Genomic DNA, 13,771 nt, shown 5'->3' with positions numbered 1-13,771 from the left:
TGCGTGCGTGTGGTGCCCGGAGCCGGAATCGAACCGGCATGGGGTTGCCCCCGGCGGATTTTAAGTCCGATGCGTCTACCAGTTTCGCCATCCGGGCCTGCAGCGCGGCGCCGATTGTAGCCTACCCGTGTCGCTGCAGCCGGATTGCGCGGGAGCGACGTGCTTAACTGTTATCCCTGTTCATGTCATAGTCCCAGCCACCGTTCCCAAGGGGGGGAGCCACCCGATGTCGCTGCACGCGATTGCCTATGCCAGTGAGGCCCGCGCCGATCTGCGGACAACCGATCTTGATCGCCTGCTGGCCGACGCCACGGCATTCAACCGTGTAGCCGGTGTCACCGGTGTCCTGATGTTCGACGGCAGCCGCTTCCTGCAGTATCTGGAAGGCCCCGAAGATGGCATCGATTCGGTGTTCCAGCGCATCTTCAATGCACGCAGCCACGCGCAGATGAGGCTGTTGTGCCGCGCGCCGGTGGTGCAGCGTGCGTTCCCGCGCTGGTCGATGGGGACGCGGCGGATCGATGCGGACCTGCTGACCCAGATCGTTGACGCGGCGTGGCCGGGTTTCCTGCTTGGCAGCGGTGGTTTCGAGCGCCTGCTGCAGGCCTGGACCGGTGCCGACGGCGAGCTGGAACCCGCTGCGGTCGCGCTGGGTTCCTGAGCCCGCCTTGGCGGCGGGGTACCGGGGCCGGTAGGCTGTAGCCTTTCTGGTGCGGGTTTTCCGGAGTGGTACAGCGAATGAGTGGGTTGGCCCAAGCCATGGCGGCACGCATCCGGTTTCACCCGGTGCACGGGACATGCCGATGAGCGTGCCCGTTGCGGCGGCGGTGACGCCGCGTTTCGCCGTGATCGGCCTGGGTTACGTCGGCCTGCCATTGGCGGTGGCGTTTGGCCGGCACTGGCCGACACTGGGCTTTGACATCGATGCCGGCCGCATCGCGGAGCTGCGCGGTGGCCGCGATCACACGCTGGAGATGGAGGCCGACGAGCTGGCCGAAGCCACGCATCTGCAGTACGGCAGCGATCCTTCGCTGCTCGATGCCTGCAACGTCTATATCGTCACCGTGCCGACCCCGATCGATGCATACGAGCAGCCCGACCTGGAGCCCCTGCGTTCGGCGACACGGCTGATTGCCAGTCATCTTCGCGCCGGCGATCTGGTGATCTACGAGTCCACGGTGTACCCCGGCACCACCGAGGAAGTGTGCGTGCCGCTGCTGGAACAGGGTTCGGGCCTGGGCTTCAACGAAGACTTCTATTGCGGCTACAGCCCGGAGCGGGTCAGTCCCGGTGACCGCCAGCGGCGCCTGGCCGACATCCGCAAGATCACGTCTGGTTCGACCCCGGAAGTCGCTGCGGTGATCGATGGTCTCTACCAGCGCATCATCGACGCCGGTACGTTCCCGGCGCCGTCGATGCGCGTGGCCGAAGCAGCCAAGGTGGTCGAGAACATCCAGCGCGACGTCAACATCGCGCTGGTCAACGAGCTGGCGCTGATCTTCGACCGGCTCGGCATTGATACCCAGGACGTACTGGACGCCGCTGGCAGCAAGTGGAATTTCCTGCCGTTCCGGCCAGGCCTGGTTGGCGGTCACTGCATCGGCGTCGATCCGTACTATCTGCTGCACAAGTCCGAAAGCGTGGGCTACCACCCGGACCTGATCCACACCGCGCGGCAGGTCAACAACCGCGTCGGCGAGCACGTGGCGGCGCGCGTGCTGGCGATGCTGGCCGAGCGTGGCCGTGCACCGGCGGAGGCACGCATCCTGGTGCTGGGCGTGACCTTCAAGGAGGATTGCCCGGACCTGCGCAACAGCCGCGCGCTGGAACTGGCCCAGCGCCTGCGCGATGCGGGTGCGCAGGTGGAGGTGAGCGACCCGTGGGTCGGCCCGGCGGCATTGACCGGCGAGGGCCTGGATTGGCTGGCCGAACCCGGGGCAGGGCGCTATGACGCGGTGGTGCTGGCGGTGGCCCACGCCCGTTTCAAGGCAATGGATGAAGACGCAATCCGGGCGCTGCTGGCGCCAGGCGGCCTGGTCTACGACGTCAAATCGGCCTGGCCGCGCAACGTCGTTGACGATCGTTTGTAAGCCTTGGCAGCGAGCGGCGCGGTAGACTCGGGAACAGTTGCAACCGAGGAAAGCCATGCACCGGTACATCGTCTACCTGCTCGCCATCCTGATGTTCCCGATATGCCTGTGGCTGGCCACGATCTGGCCGGCCTGGTACTGGGGCGTCGGCCTGACTGCCGCGATGGTGGCATTGGGGACCTGGGACCTGCTGCAGAAACGCAGCACGCTGCGCCGCAACTATCCGGTGATGGCGCACTTCCGCTACGGGCTGGAATCGATCGGCCCGGAGATCCGCCAGTACTTCGTGCAGAGTGACCTGGAGGATGTGCCGTTCTCGCGCCAGCAACGTGCACTGATCTACCAGCGCGCCAAGAACGAGATGGACACGGTGCCGTTCGGTACCCTGCGCAGCACCTATGCGGTGGACTACGAGTGGATCAACCATTCGCTGGCGCCAACCGCCATCGCCAAGCATGACTTCCGCGTGTTGATCGGCCCGAACTGTGCCAAGCCCTATTCGGCCAGCGTGTTCAACATCTCGGCGATGAGCTTCGGTTCACTGTCGGCCAATGCCATCCGCGCACTGAACGAAGGCGCGCGGCGTGGTGGTTTCTACCACGACACCGGCGAAGGCTCGATCTCGCCCTATCACCGTGAGATGGGCGGCGATCTGGTCTGGGAGATCGGCTCGGGCTACTTCGGTTGCCGCGACGAGAAGGGTGGTTTCAGCGAGGAACGCTTCGTTGCCAATGCCACCCATGAACAGGTCAGGATGATCGAGATCAAGCTGTCGCAGGGTGCCAAGCCGGGTCATGGCGGCGTGCTGCCAGCGCCGAAGGTGACTGCCGAGATCTCGGTGACCCGGGGCGTGCCGATGGGCGTGGACTGCGTGTCGCCGTCGCGTCACTCGGCGTTCTCGACACCGGTCGAGCTGCTGCAGTTCGTCGCCCGCCTGCGCGAGCTGTCCGGGGGCAAGCCGGTCGGTTTCAAGCTGGCGATCGGTCACCCGTGGGAGTGGTTCGGCATTGCCAAGGCGATGCAGGAAACCGGGTTGCTGCCGGATTTCATCGTGGTGGACGGTGCCGAAGGGGGCACCGGCGCGGCGCCGGCCGAGTTCGTCGACCATGTCGGCGTGCCGATGCACGAAGCGCTGCTGCTGGTGCACAACACCCTGGTCGGCCTCGATCTGCGCGAGCGCATCCGCATCGGTGCAGCCGGCAAGATCACCAGTGCGTTCGACATCGCGCGCACCATCGCGCTGGGTGCCGACTGGTGCAATGCCGGCCGCGGCTTCATGTTCGCGCTGGGCTGCATCCAGTCGTTGAGTTGCCATACCGACAAGTGCCCGACCGGCATCGCGACCCAGGACCCGGCGCGCTGGAAGCATCTGGATGCACCGGACAAGGCCACCCGTGTGTACAGCTACCACGAGCACACGCTGCATGCCTTGAAGGAACTGCTGTGTGCCGCGGGCCTGAACGACCCGGCGGAACTGGGCCCGGAGCATATCCTGCGTCGGGTTTCGCCTGTTGAGATCCGTTCGCTGGCCTCGCTGTACCGCTACCTTGAACCGGGCGAGCTGCTGCACAAGGTGCCGGACCACGCCGTGTTCCATGCGTTCTGGGCCGATGCGCGCAGCGATTCCTTCCAGCCGCCGCCGAAGATCCAGGCGCTGCGGGCCAGCAAGTCGCGATAACGTGTTGCTGTAGAACCGAGCCCATGCTCGGCTGCTTCTCTCATCGCGATGTTGGAACGAAGAACCGTCGAGCATGGCTCGACGCTGCAAGGAGATGCCATGCGGTTCCGGACCGGCACCACGGATGATGTCGCCACGCTGTGGGCGTTGCGCACGCGTTGCGTGCGCGAGACCTGCAGCAGCCATTATCCGCCCGAAGTGATTGCGCCCTGGTCGGCCTCGCCGCCGCCGTCGCAGTACGCGCGGTTGCTGGGGCAGGGCGGCTGCGTGGTGGCCGAGGATGGGCAGGGCGGCCTTCTTGGCTTCGGTGTGTTCGATGCCGATGCCAATGAAGTCGACGCGTTGTTCGTTGATCCTGATCGTGGCGGCCAGGGAATTGGCCAGGCGCTGATGCAGCGCCTGCTGGCAATGGCCGATCGTGAGCGTGAGGTGGTGCTGTCGGCCTCGCTCAATGCGGTGCCGTTCTACCAACGGCAGGGATTCATCAGCGTGCGCGAACAGGTCTACCCGCATCCCAGCGGCGTGGCGCTGGCTTCGGTGAGCATGCGCAGGCCATGGTGAGCGCCCGGGGACTGTAAGGCAGTCGAGGATGGCTCGACTCTACAATGCAGGCGTCACCGCCCGGCCAGCCACCCGATCACGCCCTCGGCGGCGCGCAGGCCACTGGCGTAGCACGCGGTCAACAGGTAGCCACCTGTCGGCGCCTCCCAGTCCAGCATCTCGCCGGCGCAGAACACACCGGGCACGGCCCGCAGCATCAGGCCATCATCCAGCGCATCCAGGCGCACGCCACCGGCGGTGCTGATCACCTCGGCCTTCGGCCGGGGACGCAGCAGGCGCAGCGGCAGGCGCTTGAGCGTAGCCGCCACGGCAGGCAGGTCGTTGCCGGCTTCCTTACCCAGAATCTCGAACACCAGTGCGGCCTTCACCGCATCAAGGCCCGCCTGGCGACGCAGGTGCTCGCCGAAGCTGCGGCCCTTGCGCGGGCGTGACAGATCGGCCAGCAGGCGCGCCTCGTCGCGGCCCGGCACCAGATCCAGCCACAGCATCGCGTGGCCATCGCGGTTGATGGTCTCGCGCAGGTCCGCCGCCAACGCATAGATCAGGCTGCCTTCGATGCCGTACTCGCTGGCCACGCATTCGCCCTGCAGCGACTGTGGCTGTCCGGCCAGGTCGATCCAGTGCGCGACCACCGGCTTCAACGGTGCACCGGCATTGCGCTGGGCGAAGAACGGGGTCCAGTCCACGTCGAAGCCGCAGTTGGCTGACTGCAGTGGCGCGATGTCCACGCCACGGGCCTGCAGTGGTGCAACCCAGGCGCCGTCGCTGCCCAGCTGCGGCCAGCTGCCGCCGCCCATCGCCAACACGGTGGCATCGGCGTGGACATCGATCTCGCCGGCTTCGGTGGCGAAGCGCAGCGCGCCGTCGTTGCTCCAGCCGATCCAACGGTGGTTGGCATGCAGGCGCACGCCCTGTTCCTTCAGCCGGCGCACCCAGCCACGCAGCAGCGGCGCGGCCTTGCGGTCGACCGGGAACACGCGGCCGGAGCTGCCCACATAGGTCTCCACCCCAAAGCCGCCGGCCCAGTCGCGCAATGCCTGCGCATCGAAGCCATCCAGCCAGCGGCCCACGGTCGTGGACTGCTCGCGGTAGCGGCTGTCGAACAGCGGACGCGGATCGGAATGGGTGAGGTTGAGCCCGCCCTTGCCGGCGATCAGGAACTTGCGGCCGGGCGAACCCTTGGCCTCGTACAGGTCCACCTCCAGACCGGCGGCGCGCAGGCGCTCGGCGGCGAACAGGCCGGCCGGGCCGCCGCCGATGACGGCGACCCGCGGAAGCGGTGCGGCATTACGGTTTGACATCGAGCAGCTCGACATCGAACACCAGCGACGAACCGGCCGGAATCGGGCCAACCCGGCGGTCGCCATAGCCGTAATCCGGCGGGATCATCAGGGTGCGCTTGCCACCGACCTTCATGCCGGCCACGCCCTCATCCCAGCCGCGGATGACCTGGCCGGCGCCGAGCGCGAAGGTGAACGGTTCGCCGTGCTTGAAGGAGCTGTCGAAGGTCTTGCCGTGCTTGGTTTCGGTGCGGTTGTCGTAGATCCAGCCGGTGTAGTGCACGGTGACCTTGCTGCCGGCAACGGCTTCGGTGCCGGTGCCGGGCACGGTATCGATGCGCTCGAAGGTGGTCAGGGTGCCGCCGGGCGGTGGGCCGGACGGTTCGGTTGTGCAGCCAGCGGCGGCGAGGGACAGCAGCAGGGGAAGCAGCAGGCGGCGCATCGGGCGTCTCCGGAAGGGCGCAGGGCGAGGGCGGCAAGGGTAGCGCATCGGCGCCGGGTATCATGGGGGCATGGCAAAACTCCTGCTCAATCTGCGCAATGTCGGCGACGACGAATATGCCGATGTCTGCACGCTGCTCGACCAGCACGACATCGCCTGGTATCGCACCGAACCCAGCCCCTGGGGCATCTCCAATGGTGGCCTGTGGCTGCGCGAGGACGCTGATCATCCACGAGCGAAGGCGCTGATGGCGGAATACCAGGCCGAACGCGGGCCGCGCATCCGTGCCGAGCGTGAGCAGGCATTGCGTGATGGCACGGCGGAGACCTTCGGCAGCCTGTTCCGGCGGCGGCCGGTCTACGTGGTGCTGGTGCTGCTGGGGATGGCCGGTGCGGCGGCGCTGGTGCTGCTGCCGTTCGTGCTGTTGCGGGGGTAATGGGGCTTCTGGCCGGGTTGCACCCGGCACCCGCAGACGCAACGGCAACAGCAACGTCAAAAGCCGGGCTTCAGTGGGAGGGCGGGGCGGTGTGGACAGGCGGGGGACGGCAAAAGCTGCTCCTGCGTGCCTCGTAGAGCGCCATCCATGGCGCTCTGCGCCCCCGCCTGCCCACACCGCCCCACCCATGACAGATTCCGGTTGTTTGCCGGGCTTGGGGTCGGGTCCCTCTGCTGCGCAGAGGGCTCTGACCCCTGAATCTGCCCGGAGGGGCGGGAGGCGCTAAAATGGCAGGATGATCGCCAATACCGCTGCCTATCATTTCGCCGTCATCGACGCTCCCCAGGCCCTGTGCGACCAGTTGCTGGCGCGTGCCGAGGCGGCGCAGTTGCGGGGCACGATCCTGGTGGCGGGCGAGGGGCTGAACCTGTTCCTGGCGGGTGCGCCGGAGGCGGTCGAGGGTTTCTACTCGGCGCTGCGTTCTGACGTGCGGTTTGCCGATATGCGGGTCAAAACCAGCTTCAGTGAACATCAGCCGTTCGCGCGGCTGAAGGCCAAGGTGAAGGACGAGATCATCAGCTTCCGCCGTGACGACGGTCAGCCGCTGGACTATCCGCGCGCGCCGGCGGTCGATCCGGCCACGGTGCAACGCTGGTTGCGGCAGGGGCATGACGACGCCGGCAAGCCGGTGGTGATGCTCGATACCCGCAACCTGCAGGAAGTGGAGTACGGCACCTTCAAGGATGCGCTGGTGCTGCCGATTCACAAGTTCACCGACCTGCCCGAGGCGCTGGCGCCGCACCGCGAGGCGCTGAAAGACAGCACCGTGGTCAGCTTCTGCACCGGCGGCATCCGCTGCGAGAAGGCGGCGCTGTGGATGGTCAACGACGGCATGGACAACGTGCTGCAGCTGGACGGTGGCATCCTCGGCTACTTCGAGGAGGTGGGTGGCGAAGGCTACGAAGGCCGCTGCTTCGTGTTCGATGAGCGCGTGGCGCTGGATGCCGAGCTGAAGCCGATGGTCGACCAGCCGCTGCCGGAGCCGCGCCCCAGCGCGTTCTGACGCTTCCGCGGTAGAGCCGGCCGCTGGCCGGCTGCGAAGCCATCTACCTGTATGCCGGCCAGCGGCCGGCACTACCAATCGCGCTTGGCGCGGACCAGGGCACCCCGGATCGGCCCGGTCAGCCCTGAACCCGCCACACGGGAATCAGCATCCCGCCACCGTCACTGGCCGCGGCGCCTGGCCGACCCCATGCATGGGGGATCCTGTGACGGAAAAACGCCTGATGATCCCGTTGTCGATCCTTGACCTGGCCCCGGTCTGCGAGGGCAGTGACACCACCGCCGCTTTCGCCAACATGCTGGAACTGGCCCAGCACGCCGATGCGCTGGGCTACCGCCGCTACTGGCTGGCCGAACACCACAACATGCCGGGCATTGCCAGCGCGGCCACCGCCGTGCTGATCGGCCACGTGGCGGGTGGCACAAAGCGCATCCGCGTTGGTGCCGGCGGCATCATGCTGCCCAACCATGCCCCGCTGCAGGTGGCCGAGCAGTTCGGCACGCTGGCTTCGCTGTATCCGGACCGCATCGACCTCGGCCTGGGCCGTGCACCCGGTACCGACCAGCCGACCGCGCGTGCGCTGCGCCGCTACTTCGACAGCGCCGACCAGTTCCCGCAGGACGTGCGCGAGCTGCTGCATTACTTCGAGCCGGTACAACCCGGACAGGCGGTGCAGGCGGTTCCGGGTGGCGGCCTGCGGGTGCCGACCTGGATCCTCGGTTCGAGCCTGTTCGGTGCGCGCATGGCCGCCTCGATGGGCCTGCCGTATGCGTTCGCCTCGCACTTCGCACCCGACGCGATGGATGAAGCCGTTGCTGTATACCGGCGCGAGTTCCGCCCCTCGGCCACGCTGAAGCAGCCGCACGCGATGCTGGCCCTGAACGTCGTTGCCAGCGACAGCGAAATCGAATCGCGGCGCCTGTTCACCAGCCAGCAGCAGAGTTTCGTGAACCTGCGTCGCGGCCGACCGGGCAAGATTCCGGCACCGATCGACGACATCGAGTCCTTCTGGGAGCCGCACGAAAAACTGGGCGTGGAGCGGGCGCTGGCCTGCACCGTGCTGGGCGATCCGCAGCAGGTGGCGGAGGGCATCGCCGCGTTCGTCGAACGGCACAAGCCCGACGAGCTGATGCTCACCGCCAACCTGTACGACCACCGCGCGCGCCTGCGCTCGTTCGAACTCACCATGCAGGCCTGGCACGCCCGCCACGCGGGCTGAACAATTGCGTCACGGCCCATTGCGGCCGAACCGCGTCTGATGGGGGCTCATATCGAAGGAGCCCCCACATGGCCGACACCCGTGCCGAACACATCGCCCAGCTGGCCGAACTGATCAAGGACGTGGAGGTGGCGATGTTCACCACCACCGGCGTCGATGGCCGCCTCTACAGCCGGCCGTTGGCCACCCAGCAGGTCGCCTTCGACGGTGACCTGTGGTTCGTGATCACCGGCGACAGCCCCAAGGTGGCCGAGATCGCGCTCGACCCGCGGGTCAACGTGGCGTATGCCTCGCCCTCGAAGAACACCTATGTGTCGGTGGCGGGGCGGGCACGCGTGGTCGATGATCGCGCGAAGATCGAGGCGCTGTGGTCACCGGCGATGAAGCTGTTCTTCCCCGGTGGCAAGGATGACCCCAACCTTCGCCTGATCCATGTGCGCGCCGACAGTGCCGAGTACTGGGACGGTCCGGGCACGCTGCTGGGCAAGGCGTTGACGTTCGTGCTGTCGGCGGTGCAGGACGAACCGGCGGCGCTGGCCGACAACGGTTTCATTGATCTTCGGTGATGACCGATGTCCGGTATTGGTAGTGCCGGCCGCTGGCCGGCAGCCCTGGAAACGTGGCAGCCGGCCAGCGGCCGGCTCTACCGGATTCCGGATCAGAACCAGCGCTGGAACAGCTCCACCGTATAACCCACCAGCTGCCCCGAACTGAAACCGAAGAACGCGATCGCTGCCACGGCGGCAATCCAGTTGAACAGCATCAGCGCGCCATCGCGTTCCAGCAGCGCCAGCGAGAACAGCAGCAGCTGGAAGCCGAACAGGAAATTGGTGAAGGGAATCGGCAACGACAGCAGCAGGCCCAGCAGCACCAGCAGCAGGCCACTGAAGGCGTGGGCGGGCAGCGGTGTCAGCAGTTGCGGCAGGCGGGGTTTCAGCATCTTGTCCAGGCGCCGCAGCGGTCGGTCGATGCGGTCCAGGAAACGATGCATGGTGCCGCGCTTCGGCCCGCGGCGGGCGATGAAGCCGGGCAGCCAGGGCCGGCGCAGGCAGAACAGCATCTGCAGGCCGATCAGGACCACCAGTGGGCCGCTGACCGCGCCGCCCATGCCCGGGATCGGGATGAACGACGGCAGGATCGCCACGAACAGGAACACGCCGAACGCGCTCTGCTGCAGGTTGCCGAGGATCTGGCCCAGCGGCATGTGCTCGGCGGGATCGCCAGAGGCGAACATCTCCAGCAGGGTACGGATGCCCTCGTTGCGATAGGCCGGGCGCTCGTCGCCCGGACCCTTGCCGGGCTCAGGCGGTGAGCTCATCGGCCTGCTCGTCGGACAACGTGCGCAGCAGCAGCTTGTCCACGCGCGCACCGTCCAGGTCAACCACTTCGAAGCGCCAGCCCGCCCAGTCGAAGTACTCGCCTGCGTGCGGAATGCGGCCGAAGTAATGGATGCACATGCCGGCCAGCGTGTAGTAGTCGCCGTCCTCGGCGTCGGGCAGGTCGTTGCTGCCGATCAGTTCGCGCACGTCTTCGATCGGCAGCGAGCCGTCCACCAGCAGCGAGCCGTCTTCGCGGGTCACCACCAGCGCGTCCTCGTCGGCGTTCTCCACCGCCTGCAGGCGGCCGACCACCGCGCCCATCAGGTCGCTGATGGTCACCAGGCCCTGGATCTCGCCGTACTCGTCCACCACCAGTGCCATCGACTGCTGTTCCTCGCGGAAGATTTCCAGCAGCTTCATCGCGTGGGTCGATTCGGAGACGTACAGGGGTTCGCGCAGGGTCTGGAACAGCGCGTTGTCGCCGCGCGCCATGCGCGTGGCCAGCGATTTCAGTTCGAGCACGCCGACCACGTCCATGTCGTTGTCGCGGTACACCGGGTACCGGGAGAACTCGTGTTCGGCCATGATTTCCAGGTTGCGCTCCAGCCCGGCCTGGGTATCCAGCCACGCGATGCGGTTGCGCGGGGTCATCAGGCTGTCGGCGGTGCGGTCGCCCAGGCGCATGACGCGGTTCATCATGTCGCGCTCGTGGGCATCGATCACGCCGGCCTCGTGGCTTTCGGCGACCAGCATGCGGATCTCTTCTTCGGTCACCGAGGCGACTTCATCCTTGCCCAGGCCGAACAGGCGCAGCACCAGCTGGGTGGTCCTGGACAGCAGCCAGACGAAGGGCAGGGCGAGCTTGGCCAGCCAGCTCATCGGCATCGCGACCAGGCCGGCAATGGCCTCCGAACGGGTCAGCGCCAGGCGCTTGGGCACCAGTTCGCCGAAGATCAGCGTAATGAAGGTGATCAGGCTGACCGCCAGCGCGGTACCGATGTTGCCGGCATAGGCGAAGCCCGGCATCAGGCCCTGGATCCAGCCGGCGAAGGCTTCGCCCAGCGCTTCGCCGCCGAGGTAGCCGGTCAGCACGCCGATCACAGTGATGCCGATCTGCACGGTGGACAGGAAGCTCTCCGGCTTCTCGGACAGCTCCAGCGCCTTGGCCGCGCGCTTGGAGGTGGCGGCCATCTGCTTCAGGCGGCTCTTGCGCGAGGTCATGACCGACATCTCGGACATGGCGAAGAAGCCGTTCAGCAGAACAAGCGCGAAGACAATCAGGATCATTTCAAACACGGGCGTCGTCCCCGGTTGGTGGCAGGGAGGGCGGGTGCTTGCGATGGCGGCAGGCGCTCAGGAACGGGGTCCGGCGCGGCGCTGGGGGATAAGGGTCGTCGTCCATAGGATGCGCCCGAAGGCGCGCTGGCATCTTAGCAAAGGGGCGTGGCAGGGTGGCAACCGCCTGTTCAGGTTCGGGGTTCCAAGCCCCGGAAAGGGGGCGGGGATACCCGAGATGGTCATCTAGCCGTCATAATTCCGTCTGGTGCCGTCCTTCCCGCGACGGCTGACAGGTTTCTCAATGTTCTCTCTGCAGACCATTTTCGGTTCCGGCAAACAGTTCTACACCCTGCTCGATGAGGCCGCCGTCGCGGCCTCCGACGCCGCCAAGGCGCTGCATTCCATGCTGCGCGAGGCCGACCGCCAGCCCGCGCTGGACGCCTTCAAGCTGGCCCGCCTGCGCGAGCGCGCGGCCTCGGACAAGATCAGCCAGGCGCTGGTGGACAGCTTCATGACCCCGATCGAGCGCGAAGACATCGAAGCGCTGGGCTCGGCCCTGTACAAGATCCCCAAGCAGATCGAGAAGTTCGCCGATCGCTATTCGCTGGCCACGACCCACCTGGAGCACATCGACTTCGCGCCGCGCGCGGCGATGCTGGAACAGGCCGCCGGCGTGGTGGTGGAGATGGTGGCCGACCTGCGCCACATGAACCTGGACCGGATGACCGCGCTGAACGAGAAGCTGCGCTCGCTGGAAAACGAGGCCGACCGCCTGATGCTCGAGCTGTACCGCGACATCTATTCCGGCCGCCTGGACAACCTGCAGATGTTCCTGCTGAAGGAATTCTTCGAGATCCTGGAAAAGGCCATCGACCGTTGCCGCGAGGCCGGCGTGGTTGCGTATCAGATCGTGTTGAAGAACAGCTGACGGACGCCGCCGCATGTTGACCCTTGTCCTGGTGGTGATCCTGGCCGCACTCGTCTTCGAGTTCATCAACGGCTTCCACGACACCGCCAATTCCATTGCCACCGTGGTCGCGACCAAGGTGCTCTCGCCCGGCTGGGCGGTGATGCTGGCCGCCTTCATGAACCTCATCGGTGCGCTGACCGGCACCGCGGTGGCGCTGACCATCGCTTCGGGCCTGCTCAACACCAACGTGGTCGAGGTCACCCCGCAGGTGATCCTGTGCGCGCTGCTGGGCGGCATCATCTGGAACCTGATCACCTGGTGGAAGGGCCTGCCGTCCTCGTCCTCGCATGCGCTGATCGGTGGCCTCTGCGGCGCCGGCCTGGCGGCCGCCCACAACAACTGGGACGCGCTGATCTGGTCCGAGCGCCTGGGCAGCTGGGCGCAGAACAAGGGCCTGCTGTGGAAGGTGTTCGTGCCGATGATCACCTCGCCGATCGCCGGTTTCCTGCTCGGCATCGTGGTGATGGTGCTGCTGTGGGGCCTGATCGCCGGCCTGGCCAGGATCGGTGGCGCCATCGGTCGCCTGGCCCGCCCGCGCATCGTCAATGCCTTCTTCGGCAAGGCCCAGATCGCCTCGGCGGCCTACATGGGCTTCGCCCACGGCCACAATGATGCGCAGAAGACCATGGGCATCATCGCCATGACCCTGATCGGTGCCGAGGCCACCGGCGCACTGGATGACCTGCCGTCCTGGCTGGCCTTCATGCACCCGGACGCGCACGCCGGTGACGGCATCGCGATGTGGATCGTGCTGACCTGTGCGGTAGTGATGGCTGCCGGTACCGCCTCGGGCGGCTGGAAGATCATCAAGACCCTGGGCCACAAGATGGTCAAGCTGCACCCGATCCACGGCTTCGCCGCGGAGACCAGCTCGGCCACCATCCTGACCCTGGCCGCCCACTTCGGCATGCCGGTCTCGACCACGCACAGCATCTCCACCGCGATCATGGGCGTCGGCTTCGCCAAGAACCCGCGCTCGCTGAAGTTCGGCGTGATCGAACGCATCGTCTGGGCCTGGATCCTGACCATCCCGGCAGCCGGCGGCTGTGCGTACCTGATCCTGAAGCTGTTCGAGCTGTTCGGCTGGACCTGATCGCCACGCCAGGGTTGCAAACGAAAAAGCCCGCCGGTATCCGGCGGGCTTTTTTCATGGGCAAAGAATTTTCCGCACACATCGTGTCGACCAAGGTCGACACCTACCAGAGCAGAAGCAGGGATCCGATCCCGTGCCGACCAACGGTCGGCACCCACCAACAGCAGCAGGAACCTGTCAGCGGCGGGGTGGGGTGGATATGCAGGACCGTTGGCGCCATGGATGGCGCCATCGAGCCCCCATGGTGAAGTGACCCCCGAGACTTGGACGGGATCAGGCGGCCGATTGGGCCCGCTCCCGGTACTCTACCGGGCTCAGACCTTTCAGTTTCGGTTTGATGCG

General features: G+C 66.6%; 14 protein-coding genes and 1 tRNA gene. 10 read left to right on the top strand and 5 right to left on the bottom strand.

The features are described from left to right. Positions 1-10: 10 nt before the first annotated feature. Positions 11-97, bottom strand: a tRNA-Leu gene (locus AC5P7E_RS08150). A 129-nt stretch (positions 98-226) separates the two neighbouring features. Between AC5P7E_RS08150 and AC5P7E_RS08145 the strand changes: the two genes are divergently transcribed. The 4 genes from AC5P7E_RS08145 to AC5P7E_RS08130 all read left to right on the top strand — a co-directional run bounded on the left by AC5P7E_RS08145 (position 227) and on the right by AC5P7E_RS08130 (position 4,329). Continuing rightward, positions 227-661, top strand: a complete 435-nt coding sequence (locus AC5P7E_RS08145; RefSeq protein ID WP_005408981.1) for a BLUF domain-containing protein — start codon at positions 227-229, stop codon at positions 659-661. Between the two features lie 142 nt (positions 662-803). Next, positions 804-2,090: a nucleotide sugar dehydrogenase gene (locus tag AC5P7E_RS08140; RefSeq protein ID WP_005408982.1), complete on the top strand. Its 1,287-nt coding sequence runs from the start codon at positions 804-806 to the stop codon at positions 2,088-2,090. Between the two features lie 55 nt (positions 2,091-2,145). Further along, the gene (locus tag AC5P7E_RS08135) at positions 2,146-3,768 is read left to right on the top strand and encodes an FMN-binding glutamate synthase family protein (protein ID WP_043034340.1); all 1,623 of its coding nucleotides are present in this window, start codon (positions 2,146-2,148) and stop codon (positions 3,766-3,768) included. 99 nt (positions 3,769-3,867) lie between these two features. Then, positions 3,868-4,329, top strand: coding sequence for a GNAT family N-acetyltransferase (locus tag AC5P7E_RS08130; protein ID WP_043034339.1), 462 nt, complete (start codon positions 3,868-3,870; stop codon positions 4,327-4,329). A 53-nt stretch (positions 4,330-4,382) separates the two neighbouring features. On the opposite strand, the gene AC5P7E_RS08125 is transcribed toward AC5P7E_RS08130, so the two are convergent. Next, a complete protein-coding gene (locus AC5P7E_RS08125) occupies positions 4,383-5,630 on the bottom strand; it encodes a TIGR03862 family flavoprotein (protein ID WP_043034338.1) in 1,248 nt (415 codons plus the stop codon). Continuing rightward, on the bottom strand, positions 5,617-6,051 hold the full coding sequence (locus tag AC5P7E_RS08120) for an FKBP-type peptidyl-prolyl cis-trans isomerase (protein WP_005408986.1): 435 nt from the start codon (positions 6,049-6,051) through the stop codon (positions 5,617-5,619). Before AC5P7E_RS08120 ends, AC5P7E_RS08125 begins: the two co-directional genes overlap by 14 nt. Positions 6,052-6,121: 70 nt before the next feature. Between AC5P7E_RS08120 and AC5P7E_RS08115 the strand changes: the two genes are divergently transcribed. The 4 genes from AC5P7E_RS08115 (at position 6,122) to AC5P7E_RS08100 (ending at position 9,335) form a co-directional block, all read left to right on the top strand. Further along, on the top strand, positions 6,122-6,487 hold the full coding sequence (locus AC5P7E_RS08115; RefSeq protein ID WP_005412913.1) for a DUF6164 family protein: 366 nt from the start codon (positions 6,122-6,124) through the stop codon (positions 6,485-6,487). A 295-nt stretch (positions 6,488-6,782) separates the two neighbouring features. Further along, entirely contained in the window at positions 6,783-7,550 is a 768-nt protein-coding gene (locus AC5P7E_RS08110) for a sulfurtransferase (protein WP_114618433.1), read from the top strand. A gap of 223 nt (positions 7,551-7,773) precedes the next feature. Then, positions 7,774-8,769: an LLM class flavin-dependent oxidoreductase gene (locus tag AC5P7E_RS08105; protein ID WP_099561642.1), complete on the top strand. Its 996-nt coding sequence runs from the start codon at positions 7,774-7,776 to the stop codon at positions 8,767-8,769. A gap of 68 nt (positions 8,770-8,837) precedes the next feature. Next, positions 8,838-9,335 (top strand): pyridoxamine 5'-phosphate oxidase family protein, encoded by a 498-nt coding sequence (locus tag AC5P7E_RS08100; protein WP_033834120.1) that lies wholly within the window; start codon positions 8,838-8,840, stop codon positions 9,333-9,335. 92 nt (positions 9,336-9,427) lie between these two features. Here AC5P7E_RS08100 and AC5P7E_RS08095 read toward each other — a convergent pair whose 3' ends face one another. Next, positions 9,428-10,087, bottom strand: a complete 660-nt coding sequence (locus tag AC5P7E_RS08095; RefSeq protein WP_065183389.1) for an exopolysaccharide biosynthesis protein — start codon at positions 10,085-10,087, stop codon at positions 9,428-9,430. Beyond that, entirely contained in the window at positions 10,071-11,375 is a 1,305-nt protein-coding gene (locus AC5P7E_RS08090) for a hemolysin family protein (protein ID WP_032966609.1), read from the bottom strand. Before AC5P7E_RS08090 ends, AC5P7E_RS08095 begins: the two co-directional genes overlap by 17 nt. 292 nt (positions 11,376-11,667) lie before the next feature. Between AC5P7E_RS08090 and AC5P7E_RS08085 the strand changes: the two genes are divergently transcribed. Both AC5P7E_RS08085 and AC5P7E_RS08080 read left to right on the top strand, forming a co-directional pair. Beyond that, complete coding sequence (locus tag AC5P7E_RS08085) at positions 11,668-12,294, top strand: DUF47 domain-containing protein (RefSeq protein WP_004152833.1); 627 nt, start codon at positions 11,668-11,670, stop codon at positions 12,292-12,294. A gap of 13 nt (positions 12,295-12,307) precedes the next feature. Further along, complete coding sequence (locus AC5P7E_RS08080; RefSeq protein ID WP_005408993.1) at positions 12,308-13,429, top strand: inorganic phosphate transporter; 1,122 nt, start codon at positions 12,308-12,310, stop codon at positions 13,427-13,429. The last annotated feature ends 342 nt before the right edge of the window (positions 13,430-13,771 follow it).

Source organism: Stenotrophomonas sp. YJH_SMC_25, from assembly GCF_059369595.1.
Note: the sequence above shows the minus strand (reverse complement) of the source record. Positions and strands in the feature narration are given on the sequence as shown.

Coding starts and splice junctions, on each gene's coding strand:
- AC5P7E_RS08110 (WP_114618433.1), top strand. CDS start 6,783: ATGATCGCCAATACCGCTGCCTATCATTTCGCCGTCATCGACGCTCCC.
- AC5P7E_RS08085 (WP_004152833.1), top strand. CDS start 11,668: ATGTTCTCTCTGCAGACCATTTTCGGTTCCGGCAAACAGTTCTACACC.
- AC5P7E_RS08125 (WP_043034338.1), bottom strand. CDS start 5,630: ATGTCAAACCGTAATGCCGCACCGCTTCCGCGGGTCGCCGTCATCGGC.
- AC5P7E_RS08120 (WP_005408986.1), bottom strand. CDS start 6,051: ATGCGCCGCCTGCTGCTTCCCCTGCTGCTGTCCCTCGCCGCCGCTGGC.
- AC5P7E_RS08145 (WP_005408981.1), top strand. CDS start 227: ATGTCGCTGCACGCGATTGCCTATGCCAGTGAGGCCCGCGCCGATCTG.
- AC5P7E_RS08135 (WP_043034340.1), top strand. CDS start 2,146: ATGCACCGGTACATCGTCTACCTGCTCGCCATCCTGATGTTCCCGATA.
- AC5P7E_RS08105 (WP_099561642.1), top strand. CDS start 7,774: ATGATCCCGTTGTCGATCCTTGACCTGGCCCCGGTCTGCGAGGGCAGT.
- AC5P7E_RS08115 (WP_005412913.1), top strand. CDS start 6,122: ATGGCAAAACTCCTGCTCAATCTGCGCAATGTCGGCGACGACGAATAT.
- AC5P7E_RS08140 (WP_005408982.1), top strand. CDS start 804: ATGAGCGTGCCCGTTGCGGCGGCGGTGACGCCGCGTTTCGCCGTGATC.
- AC5P7E_RS08130 (WP_043034339.1), top strand. CDS start 3,868: ATGCGGTTCCGGACCGGCACCACGGATGATGTCGCCACGCTGTGGGCG.
- AC5P7E_RS08080 (WP_005408993.1), top strand. CDS start 12,308: ATGTTGACCCTTGTCCTGGTGGTGATCCTGGCCGCACTCGTCTTCGAG.
- AC5P7E_RS08090 (WP_032966609.1), bottom strand. CDS start 11,375: ATGATCCTGATTGTCTTCGCGCTTGTTCTGCTGAACGGCTTCTTCGCC.
- AC5P7E_RS08095 (WP_065183389.1), bottom strand. CDS start 10,087: ATGAGCTCACCGCCTGAGCCCGGCAAGGGTCCGGGCGACGAGCGCCCG.
- AC5P7E_RS08100 (WP_033834120.1), top strand. CDS start 8,838: ATGGCCGACACCCGTGCCGAACACATCGCCCAGCTGGCCGAACTGATC.